The following is a 21,007-nucleotide window of genomic DNA, read 5'->3' as shown; positions in this document are numbered from 1 at the left end:
GTCGGCGGCACTCAGCCGGGAGGCGCGGCTGCAGCCCGTCGACACCGCCGCCGAGGACGCGGGTCCGGACCGTCGAGCGCCCGAATAGGATCCGGGGCGTGACGACATCGACGCCCCGCGACCTCGCGGTGGAGCTCGGGTACCGGGACGAGACGCGTCCCGGAGCGGTCGTTCGCCGGTACCTGCGACAGCGGTACCCGGAGCACCCGAAGCACGAGCGCTGGGTCCTCGACGACGAGCAGGCCGACGACGTGCGTGCCCACGTTCCACGTGCAGAGCCGCGCGGATGAGAGCGCCAGCGCTGTTCTCGAAGGTCGCGAAGTGGCGCCGTGACGACATCGTCGCGGCCGCCCAGGCTCAACACCGCCTCGGCGAGATCGTGCTCGAGTGCGAGGTCTGGATCGCCTTCGACACCCGCGAGGTGGCGTTCTCGCAATCCGACGCCAAGGAGACCCACGGGGGCATCTTCACCGCCGACTACGTCCTCGCGAACTGGATTCGGTTCCTCGAGGAACCAGGAGGGCGATGGATCATCCCGCACCTCCAGGCGATGACGCGGGGCGAGGACGTGCGGAGCGCCGTGCTTGCGGACTACGAACGGCAGAACGGCGGCGGGGAGCCGGAGACCGTGCTCTGGTAGCACGTGTGGGCGGTTGATCCGTTAGTCAGCGTCCATGGGACCCGTTCCGTCTATAACGAGTGCTCCTCGCACGGAGTTCAGGGCGTGCAGTTCACCTTCATGGTCTCGGTCGCCGACCCGACAAGCGCCGGCTTACTTCTCGCGCGCGGTGGCGAGGCATTGGCAGCGCAAGGGGTACACGGCTCGGGTTACCATGGATCGGGAGGAAGGTGTCGCTGGCACCATCTACGACGGGACGGTCCGCAAGGCTGACGCGCCCGAGCTGTCGTACACCGCCGGCGACCGACGGGTCTTGCTCTGCATCGACTCTCAGTGCGCCGACGGCGATCCGCACAACTTCCGACGATGCCTCAACGCCGAGCGCGCAACGGGGGTCGCGGGGGCTCCGGGTGTCTGCGTACCGAGCGGCTGTCCGCTGATGACCTGATCGATCTACTGCACGCCGTGGCTCGGCGCCAACGTGATGCCAGCCGACGAGGGCGACCGTCACCGGCGCGGTAAGCACGGCGAACTGCGTTTGACGACGCGCACGATGCCGAGCCACGCAGCGAGGGCGCTGCGCAGCGTCGCCACGACGATCGCCCGCGCGAGGAAGCTCGCGATCGCCCCGACGAGGAACGCCACGAGGACTGCGCTCGCACCGAGCCCGCTGATGGTGCTGACCGCCGCGCCGCTCCCGCCGGGGATCCGGACCGCAGCACCAACCCGGCCAACAGCGTCAAGACCGCCAGCAGGACGCCCGACAGCAGCGACATCGCGACGTGCTGCGTCAGCGAACGCGGCCGCGTGGTCCGGCGGCTCAGCACGACGATCGCGATGATCTGCGCCGCAGCGATGAAGAGGGACACGAAGCCGATCGCGAACGACCCGGCGAACTGAACGATGAGCGCGTCCTGCCCGCTGATGCCGAGGCGGCCGAGGTCAGCCACCAGGATCAGCTGGACCGGGGTGGCGGCGAGGTCGCTGATGCTCGTCAAGGTGTCGGAGAGGTTCGCGGTACCCGAGCCGGTCGTGGTCTCGGTGTGCGGCGCGAGGAGGGCAGCGAGGAGCATCGTGATGATGCCGATGGCGTACGCGATGACGAAGCCGCCGACGCCGACGAGCGCTGCGCGGACCCGGTCAGCTGCGAGCTCCGAGGTCAGCGCTCTGTTTATCTGCCCGGCTGGCCTAGATGGCGGCGCGCTCTGCAGTGGCCCGTAACTCATGTGAATCCCCCCCTTCTGGTGCTCCAGGTCATCCTGGCAGAGCGATCAGGCGGAGCGCCAGGACGGCGATCAGGCAAGCAAGCGGCACGGCCTGTCCTACGCGCGCTTCAGGACCGGCGCGAGTAGTTTATCTGTGAGATTCGCCGCATGCGTCTGCCTGTGGGTTCAAATCCCACCGGTACCGCCACAGAAAACTCCCGGTCAGCCGGGGGTTTTCTCCATCTGTAGATAGCGTGTGGTGCATGTGTGATGCATCGATTCGCCCCCGCTCGTGGTCGCGCCCCACCTGGCCCCGGGCGCCTCCATGGCGAAATCCGCTTGCCCCGATACTCTGAGGAACAGCCCCAGGGATTTAACTACGTTGCTCGCGCTGACGCGCGTTGGAGGAACTGAAGAGCATGACCCGAGCCACCAGCCCGCAATCGAAGCTCTCCTTTCTGGAGTGCTCCAAGCGCCGCGGGACGAACTCGTCGCCGAAGGTCGTGAGGCGGTAGTGGCTCTCAAGAAGTCAGACCTGTACAGCTCGCTTTGGGCAAGCTGTGACCAGCTTCGTGGCGGCATGGACGCGAGCCAGTACAAGGACTACATCCTGACGCTGCTGTTCATGAAGTACGTCTCGGACAAGGCGAAGTCCGACCCCGACAGCCTCATCGACGTGCCCGAGGGCGGCTCGTTCGACGACATGTTCGCCGCCAAGGGCGACAAGGAGATCGGCGACCGGTTCAACAAGATCATCGGCAAGCTCGCCGACGCGAACGGCCTCCGCAACGTCATCGACCAGGCGGACTTCAACGACAGCGAGAAGCTGGGCTCCGGCAAGGAGATTCAGGACCGCCTGTCGAAGCTGGTCACGATCTTCAAGGACCTGGACTTCCGAGGCTCGCGCGCCGAGGGCGATGACCTGCTGGGTGACGCCTACGAGTACCTCATGCGCCACTTCGCCACCGAGTCGGGCAAGAGCAAGGGGCAGTTCTACACGCCGGCCGAGGTTTCGCGCGTGCTGGTGAAGGTCGTTGGCATCAACAGCAAGACTCATCAGTACGAGACTGTCTACGACCCCGCCTGTGGCTCCGGCTCGCTGCTACTCAAAGCAGCCGCTGAGGCGCCGCGCGGCATGACCATCTACGGCCAGGAGAAGGACAACGCCACCTGGGCCCTATCGAAGATGAACATGATTCTCCACGGCAACGAGACCGCGGAGATCTACAAGGGCGACACAATTACGAACCCGCAGCTGACCGAGGGCACGAGGGTCAAGACCTTCGACTATGTCGTCATGAACCCTCCATTCTCGATCAAGTCGTGGAGGAACGGGCTCGAGCAGGACTACGGACGCTTCGAGTACGGCATGCCACCAGAGAAGAACGGCGACTACGCTTTCCTGCTGCACGCGCTCGCCTCGCTCAAGTCGACCGGCAAAGCCGCCGTCATCCTTCCGCACGGCGTGCTCTTCCGAGGCAACGCTGAAGGCAATATCCGTCGCGAGCTGCTCAAGCGAGGCTTTATCAAGGGCGTCATCGGCCTGCCCGCGAACCTCTTCTACGGCACCGGCATCCCGGCGTGCATCGTGCTACTCGACAAGGAGAACGCCGTCAGCCGCTCCGGCGTCTTCATGGTTGACGCCAGTAGAGGATTCACCAAGGACGGCAACAAGAACCGCCTCCGCGACCAGGACATCCACAAGATCGTCGATACTTTCAACCGCCAGGTCGAGATCGACGGATACGCGCGCATGGTGCCGATGAGCGAGATCGCTGACCCGAAAAACAACTACAACCTCAACATCCCGCGCTACATCGACAGTTCGGAGCCCGAGGACCTCCAGGACCTCTCAGCTCACCTCTACGGCGGCATCCCGAATCGCGACATCGACGCACTGCAGCACTACTGGGATGCGCTGCCCGCGCTGAAGGACGCTCTGATCGAACCGCTTCGGGAGGGGTACTCGAAGCTCAAGGTCGACCTCGCCGAAGTACAGGACTACGCGCTCAACCGCAGCGGACTCGAGTTTATCCGCGCGGACGTCGAGAAGATCGTTAAGACCTGGTTCGCCGCTCACCGCGCCACACTGTTTGCGATCGATGCGAACACCAAGCCGAACGATCTGATTCGCACCCTTGGCGATGATCTGCTTGAGCAATTTAAGGCCATGCCGCTGCTTGACGAATACGACGTGTACCAACAGCTCATGGGGTACTGGAACGAGGTCATGCACGACGATGTCTTCCTGATCATGACCGAACTCGGCAATGGCGGCACCTGGGCAAGCGCTGCCAAGCCGCGCAAGACGATCGAGGACAAGGAACGCAAGCTCTCAGAGGATCCGGACCTCGAGATCGGCGCTGGCCGTAGCAAGACGAAGTACAAGATGGATCTAGTCCCTCCCACCCTGATCGTCGGTCGTTACTTCGTGGACGAGCAGGCTCGTGTCGATGAGCTCAATACGAAGCTCGAGTCTGCCTCCGCCGCGGTGGTGGAACACGCCGAAGAGCACGGCGTCGATGACGCGCTTCTCGCACAGGCAACCAACGACAAGGGTGCGTACAACAAGCAGCTAGTCAACGCGGCGATCCGGGAAGCCCGAGCGAGTGGCGACCAGGAGACTCTTGAATGCGCCAGCGCCGCTCTTGAGTTCGTAAATCGGGAAGCCGCGGCCAAGAAGGCGGCGAAGGAGGCTCAAGCTGCGCTCGACGCAGCGACGCTGCGCAAGTACGGCGAGCTCACCGACGATGACGTGAAGTCGATCGTGCTCGATGACAAGTGGCACGCGACTGTCGGGACGAGGATCGACGGGAAGGTCGATGCGCTGACGCTAGTGCTCGTCGATCGAATTCAGAAGTTGGGTGAGCGCTATGCCGCGACGCTCGGGCATCTCGATTCCGAGGTCGCGAAGCTCGAAGCTCAGGTCAGGAGTCACTTGGCAGCCATGGGGGTGCATTGATGAACCCGAAGGTGCTCGGCGAGATATCAGCTTTCATCACGAAGGGTGCGACGCCCACGACCTATGGGTACTCCTGGGAGACCTTTGGCGTGCCGTTCCTTCGTAGCGAATGTGTCTCCGACCACGGGCTCGACATGCGGCAGTCGATGTCTATCTCCAAGAATGCCGATAACGCTCTACGTCGAAGTCGTGTCCAGGACGGCGACATCCTGATGACGATTACCGGGAACGTCGGACGTGTCGTCCGGCTGCACGGAGTCGGCGCCGCGAATATCAATCAGCACATTGCCCGAATTCGTGTAATGGATCGGAACTTCGATCCGCGATTCATTTACCACTATCTCTCTCAACAGACGATGCGTGAGTACTTCGGGTCAATCGTCACAGGGCAGGCGTATCCACAGATCAGCCTGGTGCAAGTTCGCTCCACGCTAGTTCCTTGCCTCCCGCGTACTGAACAGCAACGAATGGCGGACGCACTCGACGATGCTGACGACTTGATTGCTACGCTTGAACGCCTTATCGCCAAGAAGCAGGCGATCAAGCAGGGCATGATGCAGCAGTTTCTGACCGGCAAGACTCGCTTGCCTGGGTTCACCGGCGAGTGGGTTCGGACAGCGATCGCCGCTCAGTCCGTGATGAAGGCCCGGATCGGTTGGCAGGGGCTCAAAACCAAAGAGTATAGGTCGAGTGGCGAGTATTCGCTTGTCGGTGGGACTGAGTTTGTTGACGGGCGAGTCGACTGGGGTGCAACGCCGTTCGTCGACAAGTGGCGGTTCGATCAGGATCAGCACATTCAACTTCGAGTTGGCGACGTGCTTCTCACCAAGGATGGATCAATTGGCAAGACCGCGTATGTGGACTTCCTCCCGGGACCGGCGACTCTGAACAGTGGAGTCTTCGTGATACGTCCGGTGCGCGACGCGTACGACTCGCGGTTCTTTTATCTGATGTTGCGTTCCCGTGTGTTCGAGGACTTCCTTGCGCGGCTCTCCGCTGGGTCGACGATCTCGCACCTTTACCAGCGAGACCTTGTGACGCTTGAGCTCGAGCTACCGCCGACGCTAGCGGAGCAACGCATGGTCGCCGGTGCAATGTTTGAGGCGGAGAACGAGATCGTGGTGTTGCGTCAGCGCCTGACGAAGGCGCGCGCGATCAAACGCGGGATGATGCAGCAGCTCCTGACCGGCCGCGTGCGGCTGCCCGTGGAGGACGCTGAGTGAACGAGCTGAACATCGAATGGGCGCTGAAGGAGCTCGAGAACCTCATTCACTTGACCGCGTCGGGGGCTAGCGAGACACCCGGCGTGATTGGACTCTTCCCTCGGGGTTCGGAGAGCGATATCGCCGCACAGGCGCAGGTTGCCGAGCAGATACTCGATCGGGTGTTGCCCCGCTGGCGAACCGAACTGCCAGATGACCCGTACATAGCGTGGAGTCGGCATCACGAAGCGGCGACGCGCGCTCGAGCGCAACTCAACCGCGCTGAGGAGATTAGGCAGAACCTTGGCGACGACGCCCCTCAGATTTCTGCCGCAAAGCTGCACCCGTGGATCTGGAGTGGTGCGCGTTCGCTCTGGCAGTCTGGCCACTTCGTACAGGCAGTGCGCAACGCCGCGACCAAGTTGAATGCTGAGACTCAGAACAGGGTCGGCCGCCGTGATGTCAGCGAGACGGACCTCTTCAAGCAGTCGTTCTCGCTCGACGAGGCGAAGCCCGGCAAGTCACGGCTTCGTCGCATGACTCCTGAGGACAGTGACACCTACCGGTCGCTGCAGCGCGGCGCCATGGCGTTCGCGGAAGGCGTCTTCGTCGGCATCCGGAACCCGCTCAGTCACGAGGTGGATCAGGAGATGCCTGAACAGGTCGCCTTGGAACACTTAGCTGCGCTCAGCGTGCTGGCGCGGTGGGTGGATGAATCAACTGTGGAGCGCGCAGGAGAACTGTCATGAGCACTGTAGGCCAGATCGAACGTAAGACGCAGGATCGTGTCGTCAAGCTGCTCGCGGAGCAGCTCGACTACGAGTACCTCGGGAACTGGCACGATGGGAACCGCATTGGCGGCATCGAGACAAACCTGCTCTCGCAGAACCTGCGGGCTCGCGGCTATGCGGAAGGGCTGATCATTCGGGCGCTCGGTCAGCTTGAGAAGGCGGCGGCGGTTGGGGTTGGTCACAACCTCTACGAGGCGAACCGCGATGTGTATCAGCTGCTTCGCTACGGCGTGAAAGTGCGAGCGGCGGCCGGTGAGCAGACGCAGACGGTCTGTCTCGTCGACTGGCAGACGCCGACGGCCAACCACTTTGCTCTTGCCGAAGAGGTCACCGTCTTCGGACAGCACAACAAGCGTCCTGACCTGGTGCTCTACGTCAACGGCCTCGCGCTCGGGGTCATCGAGCTCAAGCGATCCAAGGTCTCCGTGACGGAGGGCATTCGCCAGTCCATCGGGAACCAGAGCAAGAATTTCATCCGTCCGTTCTTCTCCACTGTTCAGTACCTCTTCGCAGGCAACGACGCCGAGGGGCTCAGGTACGGCGTGATCGACACGCCTGAGAAGTACTGGCTCGAGTGGAAGGAAGAGTCGGACGTTGACTCGCTGCTTGACCGAGGCCTGCTCCAGATGTGCTCGAAGGACCGCTTCCTCGAGCTGATCCACGACTTTGTCGTCTTCGACAAGGGGGTCAAGAAGGGGCCGCGCCACAACCAGTACTTCGGCGTCAAGGCCGCGCAGGAGCGCATCGCAAGGCGCGAGGGCGGCATCATCTGGCACACCCAGGGATCCGGGAAGAGTCTCACCATGGTGTGGCTGGCCAAGTGGATCCGTGAGAACCAGCCCGATGCGCGGGTGCTGCTCATCACTGACCGGACCGAGCTTGACGAGCAGATCGAGAAGGTCTTCCAGGGCGTCAACGAAGCGATCTACCGGACCAAGAGCGGCGCCGATCTGATCGCGACTCTCAATAAGTCGGAGGAGTGGCTCATCGGGTCACTCGTTCACAAGTTCCGGGGCAGCGACGAGTCCGAAGCCGACGCCAATGACTTTGTCGCCGAGCTCAACGCGGCTCTGCCCAAAGATTTCCGGGCCAAGGGGAACATCTTCGTCTTTGTCGACGAGGCCCACCGAACGCAGTCCGGCAAGATGCATCGGGCCATGACGCACCTGCTGCCCGAAGCGATGTTCATTGGCTTCACCGGAACGCCGCTCCTCAAGGCCGATAAGGCAACGAGCATCGAGACCTTTGGCTCGTTCATTCACACCTATAAGTTCAACGAGGCCGTTGCCGATGGCGTCATACTTGATCTCCGCTACGAAGCGCGCGACATCGACCAGGAGTTGACCTCGCCGGCTCACGTCGACAAGTGGTTCGAGGCCAAGACCAAGGGCATGACCGATCTCTCTCGCGCCGAGCTCAAGAAGCGCTGGGGCACCATGCAGAAGGTCGTCTCCAGTAAGTCGCGTGCCGAGCAGATCGTCGCTGACATCTTGATTGACATGGAGACCAAGCCGCGTCTCATGGACCGCCGCGGCAACGCCATGCTGGTCGGCTCGAGTATCTACCAAGCCTGCAAGTTTTACGACCTCTTCGTTAACGCCGGCTTCAAGGGCAAGTGCGCCATCGTCACTAGCTACCAGCCGAATGCCAGCGAGATTTCGAAGGAAGACGCCGGCGCTGGCAAGACTGAGAAGCTGGCCCAGTACGACACCTACCGCAAAATGCTGGCGGACTACTTCGACACCTCTGAAGACGAAGCCATGGGTCGAGTAGAGGAGTTCGAGAAGGCGGTAAAGAAACAGTTCATCGAGGAGCCGGGCCAGATGCGCCTGCTCATCGTGGTCGACAAGCTCCTGACCGGCTTCGATGCACCGAGCGCGACGTACCTCTACATTGACAAGAAGATGCAGGACCACGGGCTCTTCCAGGCCATCTGCCGTGTCAATCGCCTCGACGGTGACGACAAGGACTACGGCTACATCGTCGATTACCGCGACCTGTTCAACTCGCTTGAAAGCGCCATCCACGACTACACCTCGGGAGCGCTCGAGGGTTACGAGAAGCAGGACATCGAAGGCCTGCTGACCGATCGGATCGATAAGGCGCGTGAGGATCTCGACGACGCGCTGGAGCGGATCCGCGCCCTCTGCGAGCCGGTTCTGCCTCCGAAGGGCACCGACCAGTACAGGGCCTATTTCGTGGCTAAGGACGCGGGCAACGCTGAGCAGATCAAGGCCAACGAACCGAAGCGCGTCGAGCTCTACAAGGCTGTGGCCGCTGTTACGCGCGCTTTCGCGAACGTCGCGAACGACATGGCTGAGGCCGGTTACAGCCCGGCCGACGTCGACATGATCAAGCGTGAGATCGCCCACTACAGCGACGTGCGCGCTGAAGTGAAGCTCGCGGCCGGAGAGGACGTCGACTTCAAGGCTTACGAAGCCGACATGCGTTTCCTGCTCGACACCTACATCAAGGCCGGAGCCTCCGAGGTCGTTTCCAACTTTCAGGACGCCGGCCTCATCGACCTCATCGTGAACCTCGGCGCCGGGGCGATCGATAAGCTCCCGCCAGGCATCCGCAAGAGCAAGGATGCTGTCGCCGAGACCATCGTCAACAACATGCGCAAGGTCATCATCGACGAGCATGCGCTCAACCCAAAGTTCTACGACCGCATGAGCGAGCTGCTCGACGCCATCCTGGAGGAGCGGCGCAAGCAGGCACTCGAGTACGAGGAGTTCCTTGCTAAGGTGCTCGATGCCGCGCAGCAGCTCGGCGCGAAGAACACCGGCAAGACCTACCCGTCGTGGGTCAAGAACGGTGGCCAGCAGGCCTTGATCGACACGCTCGACGGAGACGCGGAGCTTGCGTTCAACGTTGACTCGGCCGTCCGGAACGTCAAGCAGCATGGTTGGAAGGAGAATCCCTTCAAGCGGCGACAGGTCGAACGCGCCGTCGTTCGCTCGCTGCCGAGTGGGGATGCTCGAGCTGAGGCGTTGTTCAATCTCGTGAGGGCGCGCGATGAGTACAGCTAGTGCATATCTCACGGTGCGCGGCATCGACATCGATGTGGTCTATAAGGACATCAAGCACCTGCACATTGGCGTTTATCCGCCGGCCGGCCGCGTTCGTGTGGCTGCACCGACGCGCTTCGATGACGATTCGATTCGACTGGCAGTTGTGCAACGTCTGCCATGGATCCGGCGCCAGCGTTCGAAGCTGCAAGGCGCGGAGCGTCAGAGCACGCGTGAGATGGTGACGGGCGAGTCCCACTACGTCTGGGGCGTGCGGAAGCGCTTGAAGGTCGTTGAGCGGCCTGGCCGTGGCCACGTCGAACTCGACGGTGATCGCGTGGCGCTCTACGTAGCTTCAGAGGCCACCGTCGAGCAACGACGCCGCTACCTCGAGCGCTGGTACCGCGAACAACTTCGCGCCGAGATCCCTGCGCTGATTGACAAGTGGGAGGAGCGGCTCGGCGTCGTGGTACCCACCTGGACCATTCGCAAGATGAAGACGAAGTGGGGTTCGTGTAACCGCGAGACCCGTAGCGTCTGGTTCAACCTCGAGCTCGCTAAGAAGCACCCAGACTGCCTCGAGTACATCGTGGTGCACGAGCTCACTCACTACTTCGAGCGTGGACACGGTGCCCGCTTCGCAGCACTGATGGACGCCAACCTGCCCGACTGGCGGATGCGTCGGGACGAGCTCAACGGGGCGCCGCTTGCTGAAGAGGAGTGGGATGCCTGATGGCCGAGCAGCTGAGCCGCCGGACCGGGCCGGCCATCGCTAGTCATGACGGTGTGAGTCGTGTCGCTCAGTTCGGGTTTCAAGAACGGGGTCGCCAACGGCGGTTCTAGGTGTAGTCGGTACAGCGCGCCGTCACGACTGACGAGGCCGAGTCCTTGCATTGCGGAGAACGTCGCGACGAACACTGGATTGGTGCCCACAAGCAGCCGGTCAACCTTGTCGCCGGAAACGCTCGGGTCGTCTCGCATGCTCGGACGGAACGAGTTCAAGACTCGCCTGAGGCACAAGAGGACCTGCGACCCTACTGCGGGCGTTAGCTCCGCTTCCGTGGCAACGCCGTCAATGGCGAATGGTTTCCATTGGTGCCACGGATCAGCCCAAAAAATCGCCAGGGACTCCGGTGGTACGGCCGATACCTTCAGGTCCGCGTCGTGCGCTACTTGCTGGGCAGAGATCAGATTCCACTGCTCGGTTTTTGCCCGCGGGTCGGCGAAGGCGCTGAAAAACTTAGCATCAATCTCGACAGTGTCTGCGACCACCGAGGCGTCTGGGCCGAAGTCCACATGTCCTTCAACGCCTCGAAGGATGACTGCATACTGCGTAACGCAGAGCAGTCGTGAGATCGGGCTGGTCAATGTGAGGACGCCGGATGTTTCCCCTACTAGAAAGCTGAGCTGGTTTCCTTCGCCCTCTAGCAATGGATCAGGGTGCAGCAGGAGCGCGGCTTGGTCGTCGCGGTGCGCGTACAGCGCGTGGCCGCCGTCGACGCCCCGTGAATAGGAATGAATGGCATCGTTGACGAGGTCCTCTGGGATGTTTCCGACACCATTGGCGTCTGCGCTGAGCGCATGCAGAAAATGGGCGAAGAACGGCCCGGCCTCAGGCAGGGTGGCGAGGAATTGAGATCGCGACGACGCGTAAAGCCCGCTGATCGGAGACGACACGGCCCATGCGCGCACGTAGTCTTGGAATACAACGTTCGCGAAAGTGCGCCCGTATAGGAATGGGTGGTCAAGCAGGAAGCTCTGGATCTTCTCTTCGTACTCAGCGCGCTCGGCCTCCATCAATGCGGCTGGCTGCTCAAGTCGTAGGCCGACAGTACCCGTGTAATCGAGGAGCCGAGCGGCTTGCTCGTCTAAACCGTAGAGAATCGAGCGTTCTCCTGTATCGGGCCGCATGCCCATCGTTTCCCCCAGGCGTTCCCTTACCTTGTCGCTCTCGCGATCAAGAATTTGCTCGACGATACGTCGAAGCAGGGCTCCACGCAGCATCGGCTGTCCCGAACTCGACTTCAGCGAGGCGAACTCGCGCAAAGCTGCGGCGGGGTTCTCCACCACGAGACGTTCCGCTAGGGCGATCACAACAGGCGGGTAGCCCAGGAACGCTTCCACCTTCTCCCAGTAGTCTTCTTCTTCGCCTATCTGGGGATCGAGTGCAGTAGCCAAATCCCGGAAGAGAGCGTCCCGGAACTGGCCAAACGGCGCCGAGTGCGTCCTGTGGACCGCGTACTTTCCGGTCTCGGTCTGCTTGCGGTCGAGAGTCAGGTCGATCAGTTCGCTCGCCTGATCGTGAGTGAGTGGTGCAACCTGATACAGAGGCGGATCGACCTTTTCTTCCATCAGACCCAGGAGTGTCGATTCGATGGAGTCTCTGCGACCGAGCACAATCACCTGGCTGGCCGGCACCGCATCCATAAGGAGCCAGGCCAGGTCTGCGAGGAACGCTTGGAAGTTCTCCCGACCGGCGCCCAGCTGAGCTTCGTCGACGCTGTCGAGAATCAGGCTTGTGCGCCCAGCTTTGAGGTCGTTGACAAACCTGGAGACCGCATCGAACCCGAGCGCCTTCGTTAGCTCACCGGTGATGGAACCGGAGCCCACTCGAACACCCGCGAGATCGATGTACGGGGAGCGTGTGGCCGACGCGATAGCTTGCGCGGCCGCAGACTTCCCCATGGCGCCCGGCGCCGTCAAGAGCAAGACGGGGCTGGGGTCCGTTAGCGAGTCGGGGTCTTTGACAACGTCCGGCCATACGTAGTCCGCAGGTGTGTCCGTGACGAAGCGAACCTTGTCACCGGCCAGCGGAATGGCTGTAGTGGGGGCGTGAGGCAAGCTGTCGATGATTGCTGTGAGGGCTTCGCGCATGACCGAATAATAGCGGAGCGTGGCCATTGCGCGTCCCAACCCGTCGCGTGGATCCTGGCCGCTTTATCTGTCAAAACCCCCGAACCCGCGCGGATAGTGAGGCGCTATGGCGAACCGGTAGAGGAGTGAGGAGATTACGGACGGGTGCCCCAGGTCGGCTAGCTGTCGCCAATGGGTTCAGCGTGCCACAGCCTTGGACGAACAGCGACTGGTAGATCGCCTCGTGGCTGATGCATGGACTCATCATCCGGGAACTCGACCTTCAGCCGGTGCGAGATCTGCTCGCGGCTCCACGCGGTCGCTCACAGCCGGTCCTGCCAGTGCGGCTTGTCACGCCCTGATCGCATCGGCAACGAGGTCGGAGGCGTGCTGGTCCGCGAGGCGGTAGAACGCCGTGGTGCCCTCGTGGCGCGGGACGACCATGCGGGCTAGGCGCAGCTTCGCCAGGTGATGAGAGACCGCGGCCGGTGTCTTGTCGACGACGTCGGCGAGGTGGTTGACCGACATCACTTTGCGCGAATGGCGCCTATCCGGAGCGGGTCCGAAGTTCGTGAGGGCAGGCCGCTTCCCGCTCTACAGACCCTCCGCCGTGGACGAGTGGCTGCGCCGCCAGGAGCTCACCAGCACGAGCGCGGAGCTGCGCTGATGGGCACGGTCAAGTCCTACGACACGCTTACGAAGGGCATGCTGTGGGAGGTCTGGTACCGCAAGCCCAACGGCTCGCGCGGTCACGACCCAGGCCTCCGAACGCGGAGGATCGCGGAGGACTACCTCTCCGACATTGAGGGGGCGAAGCGTCGTGGAGCGTACATCGACCGCGCTGACGCGAAGGCGACGATTGACGAGCTCGTCCCTGACTGGCTTGAGCAGCATCGAGCTGAGGTAACGCCGAGTACCCTTCGCTCGATCGAGAGCGCCTGGCGTGTTCACGTTCAGCCCAAGTGGGGCGGATACGCGGTGGGCGCGATCCGGCGCCGAGATCTCCAAGTCTGGCTCAACGAGCTCGGCCAGCGGCTCGGGCATACCTCGCTGGCGCGCATCAGAGACCTCGTCGCCGGCATACCCGACGACGCGATCGAGGACAATCGCGTGCAGAAGAACGCGGCCCGGGGCATCTCGATCAAACGCAAGCCGCTGCCGGACGAGGTCTTCTTGACGCACGTGCAAGTCGAATCGTTGGCGACCGCGTCCATGTACCCGACGCTCGTCCGATTCCTGGCGTACACGGGGTTGCGTTGGGGCGAGGCGACGGCGCTCCGGGTCCGAAACGTCGATGCGGGACGCCGTCGCGTGAGCGTTCGAGAGGGAGTCACTGACGTGAATGGCGTGCACATCCTGGGCAGCGTGAAGTCTCACGAAAAGCGGAGCTGCATATCCGGTTTTCCTCGCTGAAGAGATCGATGCCGCGTGCCGTGGCAAGGGGCCGGAGGATCGCCTCTGGAACCCTTCCGATGGCAGTTTCCTTCGGCAAGGGCACTCGTACGCTGGCTGGTTCGCCGGGGCCGTGAAGCGGGCCATGGACGACGATCCGACCTTCCGACGAGTGACCCCGCACGGGCTCCGGCACTCGGCAGCTTCGCTTGCCATCAGCGCCGGCGTAAACGTCAAAGTCGTGCAGCGCATGCTGGGGCACAAATCTGCGAAGGTGACCCTCGACACGTACGCCGCGCTCTTCCCCGACGACATCGACAACGTCACCGCTGATTTGGATCGACAGCGCGCCGAACAGCTCGCCGGGAGCTAGCTGCGCCGTGTCTTGCGGACCGGTCTCGCCAGTCTCCGACCAATGCTCCCCGACAGGGCGCAGCGGTGATCGCCATACTTTCAACCGCCACCTACGAATGCGGCTGGTGCATCGCCGACGGTATCGCACCCGGACTCGAACCCGGCACCGCCGGACTCATCCACTCGTCGGCCTCAGCTCGCCGGGTAGTCCGAGATGCTCGCGAGGAGTTCGGCCGACACTGCATAGGGCGAGTTTTCAACGCCGGCGATCGCGACCTGGGCTGCATCGCCGTCCCTCTCGATGACGCGGAATGCCGAGCTCGCCGGTCCGGCCGAGGAGATAGCCACCCGCTGCGGTGATCGCCACAAGGGCGAGGGGGCCACCGACCTTCTTCGCCAGCTTCGTCATGTCCTGGTAGAAGCCGAGGTTGTTAACGCGGGCCTCCTGTCAGATTGGGCTGCTCTGAGCATACCGGTGAGGATCGCTCGAGACGAGCATGTCCTACGCTCCGGGCCATGCCGACGTCGACGTTAGACACCGTCTCGATGACCGTCTGGGATCTCCTGCACGCGCAGGTCGCGATGATTGACGAGCTGCTCGCGCGAGGGATCGTGCGCACAAGGACCTCACCCCTCGGCGACCTCGCCGAGACGCTCGCCCTCCGCGTGTACGGCGGCACGCTCGCACCGAACTCCGAGAACAGCTGGGACCTCACGGTGTCCGATGGCCGCCGTATCCAGGTTAAGCCGTGACTGGTGGATCCGGCGGACCGGCGATGGGGCGCAGGCTTCCAGGGTTCGGGTTTCAGTGCACGAGATGTCTATCGTTGGGGCTATGGCCAACCGATTCCCGGGGCAGGCGTGTGTCTTCTGCTCGAACATGAATCACGGCGTGGGCGAGCACGCCCTGCCGATGTGGTTTATCCGCGAGTTCCACGGGCAGGGACCATTCATCACCTCGCATGGCGGAGTGCCATACCGCACCCGCCATGGCCAGCCGCTATCGACTTTGAGCTTGGGTGGCGTCCACGTACCCGCGTGTTCGAGTTGCAACACTGCCCTAAGCCAGTGGATCGAGGTGCCAGCGAAGAGTGTCGTCCGGCGAATCATGAACCTCGGTGATGCGCACGACGCGCTCATCGTCTCCGCTGACGAATCCGAGGCGCTGGCTCGATGGCTGTTGAAGGTCGCGCTGTTGTCGCATCATCCCGCCCGTGACTACGACCACCCCGCGCTCAACGACGCGGTGCCGACACTTTCGACCGTTCGCCCCGAGTGGCTGTCTTGGATGACGACCGCGACTGCTCCTCCTCCTGAGTTCTCTGTCTTCATCACACGTCGAAACACTCAAGGTGCCGATCCCGCTCCCGCCGTCGAGGAGCGCATCGTCCTTCTCGATCCCGACGTCGATGGCGTGAGCTTGGACTTCATGGCCGTCTCGACGGGGATCATTGGGGTCAGCGCGACGATCGTCTGGCATCCCGGCTGGCCGATCAGCCACGCACAGGTAAACGCTGGACGAGCTGTATGCCTCTGGCCGGACCCGCACGAGTTCGATTTCGGCGCCTTGCCGCAGGTACATCCGCGCGAGCTGCAGATCATCGCGCCAGGGCTGAAGTTCGCGACCAATGCTGCGACATTCACGAAGCTTGCCCAAACGCCGCTCAGCGTCGATGCGGACGCGATGAGCCTGCTCGCGTCCCTGATCTCCGACTGAGCACGGAGATTCAACCGCTTCTGTGTCGTGGTCATCTGGTCGGCGAGATTGTCGACCACGACTGCGACCGCTCCAAGGACGGATCCTGGCCGACCTCCTGGACCCGCAACGATTACTGGGCAAGACTTCATAGCGAACGCGAGCCCAGACGAGTGGCCGGCTGTGGTGCACGGTGGTGCACCTCCACCTGTCTTGAGGCGGCTCTGGACGGCTTGAACCGTCCTCTCGAGCAGCGAGATTCTGGGGGAATAGCTCAAATCCGAGCCCTGGCGCTAGGAGCAAGAGGGGTTCAAATCCCACCGATACCAGCCGGGAGAGCGGCAAAGGGTTCCTCGGCTCGCGGTATGCGCCCCGCCTCGCTTCAGTACTGCCCCAACGACAACCCCCGCTGGAAGAACCGCTGCGCAAACCCGAACAGCAGCGCGGTCGGCAGCGACACCAGGAGCGCGGCGGTCAGGATGATCGTGAACCCGGGGCCGCCTCCCTCCACGGACTGCAGCGCGTTGAGCAGGGGCATCACGGGCCGGGTCGACGGGCTCTGGGTCAGGATCAGCGCGATGAGGAAGTCGTTCCAGACCCATGTCGCCTGCAGGATGAACACGACGACCAGGGCGCTGCGCGACATCGGCAGGTAGATCCGGGTGAAGATCCGCCAGACGCTGGCACCGTCGACGACCGCGGCTTCGAACACGCTCGGCGCGATGCCGACGAAGAAGTTCCGCATGACGAACGCCGAGAACGGCAGGGCGACGACGGCGTAGATGATGATCAAGCCGGGCGCGGTGTCGAACAGGCCGATGTCGGCGTAGACGGAGAACCAGGGGATGAGCATCATCTGCAGCGGGAACACCGTGCCGCAGAAGATGACGAAGAACCAGAAGAATCCGTGTCGCACCTTGAGCACGATGACCGCGAATGCCACGGCGGCGCCGAGGGCGACGGCGATGATCGGCGCGACGATCGCGTACACGGCGGTGATGCCGAGGCCGGAGGGCACGTCGGTGTTCTGGAACACCGCGATGACGTTGTCCCACAGGCCGACGGGCGAGCCGGCACTCCACAGGTTGTCTCCGGAGTACGAGGCGGAGCTCTTGCTCGCGTTCGCGAACAGCAGGTAGATCGGCACGAGCCACAGCAGGCCCATGGCGCCGAGGATCACGTAGCGGGGCATGGTCGACCGCATCAGACGGCCCTCCGTTCTGAACGAGCCACGCCGGACCTGTCAGACCGTCCGGCGCCGCTGGCGGCCCCGACCGTCTCACGAGGCGAGGCGTCGGACGGACCGCTGGCGGACCTCCCGGCCGAGCCGCCGGACGCACCGCCGTCGCCACCACGCGTACGCCGGGAGGCCCGACCCGCGCCCGCCCCGTCGCGCGCCGCCCCGTCACCCGAGGAGTCGCCGATCGCGAGCTGCCGCCGCAGGTAGATGACGCTCGCGGCGACGGTGATGACGCTGAGGAAGATCGCGACGGCGGACCCGAGCCCGTACTGGCTGTTCGAGAACGTGTCGCGGTACATGGTGACGCCGAGGGTCTCGGACACCCGGTTCGGCCCGCCCTGCGTCATGGCCTGGACGATGTCGAACGTCTTGAGGCTGTTGACGATCGACAGGCCGACCACGATGGTCGTGGAGGGCCGGAGCAGTGGCCAGATCATGTACCGGAACATGCGCCAGCCGGAGGCGCCGTCGACGCGCGCGGCCTCGAGCGGCTCCTTGGGGATCGACTGCAGGCCGACGGTGAACAGCAGCGCGTTGACGCCGATGCCCTGCCACGACGCGGCGAGGATCATCACCACGGTGTTGAGCGGCGCCACCTGGAGCCAGCGGATGTCGCTGCCGGGCAGGTGCAGGAACGCGAGTGCCTGGGACAGCGCACCGCCGTTCTGCAGCACGAAGTTGAACAGGATGCCGACCGCGACGCCGGAGAGGGCGTAGGGGATGAGGAACGGCACGCGGAGCCAGGCGGCGCCCTTGAGGCCGAATGACAGGTAGGCGACGAGGAGCCCGATCCCGACGGGGATGAGCAGCGAGCCGCCGACCCAGATCAGTGTGTTGAGGAGCGCGGTGGTGAACACCGGGTCCGTGAACATCGAGGCGTAGTTGGCGAGCCCGACGAACGACGCGCTGCCGAGGCCCGTGTACGACGTGAAGCTGAGGTAGACGGTGTAGAGGACGGGGAGGTAGAGGACCAGGACCACCACGGCCGCGCCTGGGCCGAGGAAGGCCCAGGCGGCGGCCTGGTAATTGGTCGATTTGCGGTCGGCCATCGGTTACTTGTGGCTCTTCCAGTACTGCGCGGCGACCTGCTGGATGCCCGACAGGTACTTCTTCGGGTCACCGGGATTCGTCATGAACCCGGTGAACTGGTCGAGCGCCTCGGTCAGGATCTGCTGCGGCGTGGCCTCGTAGTAGCGCAGGTACGTCTCGTACTTGCTGGTGTTCGACAGTTCCTTGCTCGCGTCGACGAAGGTCTGCGTCGCCGCGGTGGCCTTCGGGTTGTACGGCAGGTTGTTCTGCTGCTTCGACCAGGCGGTCTGCGCCTTCGCGGTCATCCACCAGGCCGAGTACTTGAGACCGAGCTGCTTCTGGGAGGACTTCTCGGGCACGCACGCCGGCGCGGTCTCGATGGCGACGGGGGTCTTGGCCTGCGCCGGGTTCACCTTGGGGATCGTGAACACGCCCCAGTCGGTCCCGGGCTTGAGGCCGACCTGGTCGATCGTCGACGCGTACCAGGTGCCGAACGGGATCATGGCGAGCTTGCCGTCCTTCATCTGCGTCTCGGGGGCCGTCTTGGAACCCGGGTCGCTGAAGTACCCCTTCTTCTCCATGTCGAGCCAGGTGTCCATCACCTTGACCACGCGCGGGTCGGTGTAGGAGACCTTGCCGGTCGAGAGGCCCTGGTAGAGGTCCAGGTCCGTGCCGGCGAGGAGGATCTGGAACCACACGAACGCCCAGGGGTCGCCGCCCGAGCTCCAGAACGGCGAGATGCCGTGCTGCTTGAGGACCGCGGCGTCGGACATCATCTCGGCCCAGGTCGTCGGCGGCGTCAAGTTGTACTTGGCGAACATCGACTTGTCGTAGTACATGACCCAGTCGTCGACGCTGATCGGGGTGCAGTACTGCTTGCCGTCGATCGTGTAGAGGCTCTTGACGCTCGGGGCGATCTGGCCGTTCGCGATCGCCTTCTTCCAGATGCTCGAGGTGTCCGCGACGAGGCCCTGGTCGACGAGCTGCTTGAGCTGGTCGCCGGTGTGCCAGGTGAACAGCCCCGGCGTCTTGTTCGTCCGGAACGACTGCTTGACGAACGCCTGGAACGCCGGCTGGTCCGCGTAGGTCGAGGACTTGAGCGAGACGCCGATGTCCTTCTGCGACACCTTCGAGAACGACTTGAAGTCCCACGACTTGTCGTTGACGAAGCTCAAGGTGCCGGTGGTGGTGTTCGACGAGCTCGACGACGAACACCCGACGAGCACCGCTGATGCCGCCAGGGTCATCGCGATGACCGGTAGCAATCGCTTCATTTTCACGCTGAACTCCCTTGTTCTCGGCTCGGTGCACGCGTCTCGCCGCTCGTGGAACTCGGTGCGAGGAGTGCGGATGCAATCCGTTGGTATCGTTACCAGGCGCTGACAGTAACATGCGCTGCGACGGAGCGGCAAGGGTGTCGATCACGAACCGGACGGACTGTGCGGGTCGGACAGCGGCGCCGCCGGACGACGGCGTGACCGGACGACAGGCGAGTGGGGACGATGAGCGGAACGCACCAGCAGCACCGGCCGGGAGGCCCGATCCACGTCATGGACGTCGGCGGCAGTCATGTGACCGCCGCGGTCGTGACGGGGACCGGCGCCGGGATCGCCCCCGATGCGGGCGCAGCGTCTGGCGTCGCGACGGTCACCGGTGGCGTGCCCGGGGCCGGCTTCGAGCGTGCGGATGTCGCGGGCATCGGAGCCGACGCCCGGTGGGCGGTGCGGGCCTCCCGGACGCGGCCACTCGATGCGGGTGCGCCCCGCGACGCCCTGGTCGAGGTCCTGGTCGACGCCGCCCGCGAGGTCGCTGCCGAGGGGGCGCCCGCCTGGACGATCGCGATGCCCGGTCCGTTCGATCCCGTCCGTGGCGTCGGCGACTTCCGCGGCATGGGCAAGTTCGAGGCGCTCACCGGCGTGGACCTCCGGGCTGCGTTGGCCGAGCGGCTCGGCGTGCCCCCGAGGGCGATCGGGTTCTGCAACGACGCGGTGGCGTACGGCATCGGGGAGTGGGCTGCGGGTGCGGGCGAGCGAGCTGCACGGATGGTGTGCCTGACGCTCGGGACGGGCGTGGGGTCGGCGTTCCTCGATCGCGGCGTGCACGTCGACCACGGCGACCTGGTCCCGGACCGCGGTGAGGCGCACACGATCCGGCTCGACGGGCGGCCGCTCGAGGAGACCGTGTCGACCGCCGCGCTCCGGGATGCCTACGCGCGGGCGACGGGTGCCGCGGGTGCGACGGATTCCGCGGGCGCGACGGATTCCGCGGGCGCGACGCAGCACGGCGGGGGAGCGGACGCGCCGAGCGTCCGCGAGATCGCCGACCGCGCGCGGCAGGGCGACATCGTGGCGGCGCGGGTGATCAGCACGACGATGACCGCACTCGGGCGGGCGCTCGGTCCGTGGGTGCGGCGGTTCGGGGCCTCCCGGACGGTGATCGGCGGTGCGATGGCGGGCTCGTGGGACCTGCTCGAGGAGCCCCTGGCGACGGCGCTGGCTGATGCCGGTGCGGTGACCGAGCTCCGGCAGGCGCAGCTCGGGTCGGACGCGCCGCTCATCGGGGCGGCAGTCTGGGCGGACGGCCGCTGACGCCAGGTTCCGGCGGCGTCCGCCCAGACTGCCGCCCCGATGAGCGGCGCGTCCGACCCGAGCTG

Annotated in this window: 17 protein-coding genes and 1 pseudogene; 12 read left to right on the top strand and 6 right to left on the bottom strand. The window is 64.1% G+C overall.

Annotated elements, in window-relative coordinates:
* Positions 1-98 precede the first annotated feature (98 nt).
* Entirely contained in the window at positions 99-290 is a 192-nt protein-coding gene (locus tag DEI86_RS12295) for a hypothetical protein (RefSeq protein ID WP_111049690.1), read from the top strand.
* Complete coding sequence (locus tag DEI86_RS12290) at positions 287-640, top strand: hypothetical protein (protein WP_111049689.1); 354 nt, start codon at positions 287-289, stop codon at positions 638-640. Before DEI86_RS12295 ends, DEI86_RS12290 begins: the two co-directional genes overlap by 4 nt.
* Positions 641-990: 350 nt before the next feature.
* Here DEI86_RS12290 and DEI86_RS16320 read toward each other — a convergent pair whose 3' ends face one another.
* Positions 991-1,845 carry a hypothetical protein gene (locus DEI86_RS16320; protein ID WP_146244922.1) on the bottom strand — a complete coding sequence of 285 codons (855 nt, stop codon included), beginning with the start codon at positions 1,843-1,845 and terminating at the stop codon, positions 991-993.
* Positions 1,846-2,206: 361 nt separating this feature from the next.
* Here DEI86_RS16320 and DEI86_RS12275 point away from each other — a divergent pair, with 361 nt between their 5' ends.
* From DEI86_RS12275 to DEI86_RS12255, 5 genes are read left to right on the top strand one after another with little or no spacing between them, the layout of a single operon-like run.
* A complete protein-coding gene (locus DEI86_RS12275; RefSeq protein ID WP_258376538.1) occupies positions 2,207-4,786 on the top strand; it encodes a type I restriction-modification system subunit M in 2,580 nt (859 codons plus the stop codon).
* Entirely contained in the window at positions 4,786-6,009 is a 1,224-nt protein-coding gene (locus DEI86_RS12270; protein ID WP_111049686.1) for a restriction endonuclease subunit S, read from the top strand. Before DEI86_RS12275 ends, DEI86_RS12270 begins: the two co-directional genes overlap by 1 nt.
* Entirely contained in the window at positions 6,006-6,737 is a 732-nt protein-coding gene (locus DEI86_RS12265) for a TIGR02391 family protein (protein ID WP_111049685.1), read from the top strand. Before DEI86_RS12270 ends, DEI86_RS12265 begins: the two co-directional genes overlap by 4 nt.
* Positions 6,734-9,811 (top strand): type I restriction endonuclease subunit R, encoded by a 3,078-nt coding sequence (locus DEI86_RS12260; RefSeq protein WP_111049684.1) that lies wholly within the window; start codon positions 6,734-6,736, stop codon positions 9,809-9,811. The genes DEI86_RS12265 and DEI86_RS12260 overlap by 4 nt, the downstream gene beginning before the upstream one ends.
* A gap of 13 nt (positions 9,812-9,824) precedes the next feature.
* Complete coding sequence (locus tag DEI86_RS12255; protein ID WP_258376537.1) at positions 9,825-10,523, top strand: M48 family metallopeptidase; 699 nt, start codon at positions 9,825-9,827, stop codon at positions 10,521-10,523.
* A 2,471-nt stretch (positions 10,524-12,994) separates the two neighbouring features.
* Here DEI86_RS12255 and DEI86_RS12245 read toward each other — a convergent pair.
* Positions 12,995-13,171, bottom strand: a pseudogene (locus DEI86_RS12245) (winged helix-turn-helix domain-containing protein); the annotation flags it as partial.
* A 138-nt stretch (positions 13,172-13,309) separates the two neighbouring features.
* Between DEI86_RS12245 and DEI86_RS12240 the strand changes: the two are divergent.
* Positions 13,310-14,056: a site-specific integrase gene (locus tag DEI86_RS12240; protein ID WP_111049681.1), complete on the top strand. Its 747-nt coding sequence runs from the start codon at positions 13,310-13,312 to the stop codon at positions 14,054-14,056.
* 112 nt (positions 14,057-14,168) lie between these two features.
* A complete protein-coding gene (locus DEI86_RS12235) occupies positions 14,169-14,408 on the top strand; it encodes a tyrosine-type recombinase/integrase (RefSeq protein ID WP_111049680.1) in 240 nt (79 codons plus the stop codon).
* A gap of 173 nt (positions 14,409-14,581) precedes the next feature.
* Here the strand turns inward: DEI86_RS12235 and DEI86_RS12230 are convergent, their stop codons facing one another.
* Positions 14,582-14,737 (bottom strand): hypothetical protein, encoded by a 156-nt coding sequence (locus tag DEI86_RS12230; protein WP_220038518.1) that lies wholly within the window; start codon positions 14,735-14,737, stop codon positions 14,582-14,584.
* A gap of 168 nt (positions 14,738-14,905) precedes the next feature.
* On the opposite strand from DEI86_RS12230, the gene DEI86_RS12225 reads away from it, so the two are divergent.
* Together DEI86_RS12225 and DEI86_RS12220 are read left to right on the top strand one after the other, a co-directional pair.
* The gene (locus DEI86_RS12225) at positions 14,906-15,142 is read left to right on the top strand and encodes a hypothetical protein (RefSeq protein ID WP_111049679.1); all 237 of its coding nucleotides are present in this window, start codon (positions 14,906-14,908) and stop codon (positions 15,140-15,142) included.
* Positions 15,143-15,224: 82 nt separating this feature from the next.
* Entirely contained in the window at positions 15,225-16,106 is an 882-nt protein-coding gene (locus DEI86_RS12220; RefSeq protein WP_146244919.1) for a hypothetical protein, read from the top strand.
* Positions 16,107-16,467: 361 nt separating this feature from the next.
* Here DEI86_RS12220 and DEI86_RS12215 read toward each other — a convergent pair whose 3' ends face one another.
* Genes DEI86_RS12215 through DEI86_RS12205 form a run of 3 tightly spaced genes read right to left on the bottom strand, consistent with a single transcriptional unit; the run spans position 16,468 to position 19,628 of the window.
* Positions 16,468-17,289 carry a carbohydrate ABC transporter permease gene (locus DEI86_RS12215; RefSeq protein WP_111012740.1) on the bottom strand — a complete coding sequence of 274 codons (822 nt, stop codon included), beginning with the start codon at positions 17,287-17,289 and terminating at the stop codon, positions 16,468-16,470.
* Positions 17,289-18,374 (bottom strand): carbohydrate ABC transporter permease, encoded by a 1,086-nt coding sequence (locus DEI86_RS12210; protein WP_111049677.1) that lies wholly within the window; start codon positions 18,372-18,374, stop codon positions 17,289-17,291. Before DEI86_RS12210 ends, DEI86_RS12215 begins: the two co-directional genes overlap by 1 nt.
* 3 nt (positions 18,375-18,377) lie before the next feature.
* Positions 18,378-19,628, bottom strand: a complete 1,251-nt coding sequence (locus tag DEI86_RS12205) for an ABC transporter substrate-binding protein (RefSeq protein ID WP_111049676.1) — start codon at positions 19,626-19,628, stop codon at positions 18,378-18,380.
* Between the two features lie 228 nt (positions 19,629-19,856).
* On the opposite strand from DEI86_RS12205, the gene DEI86_RS12200 reads away from it, so the two are divergent.
* Positions 19,857-20,942, top strand: coding sequence for an ROK family protein (locus DEI86_RS12200; RefSeq protein ID WP_146244917.1), 1,086 nt, complete (start codon positions 19,857-19,859; stop codon positions 20,940-20,942).
* Positions 20,943-21,007 lie beyond the last annotated feature (65 nt).

This window comes from Curtobacterium sp. MCBD17_028 (assembly GCF_003234875.1).
In the GTDB taxonomy this organism is placed as follows: domain Bacteria; phylum Actinomycetota; class Actinomycetes; order Actinomycetales; family Microbacteriaceae; genus Curtobacterium.
This window is presented reverse-complemented; position numbering and strand designations above follow the sequence as displayed.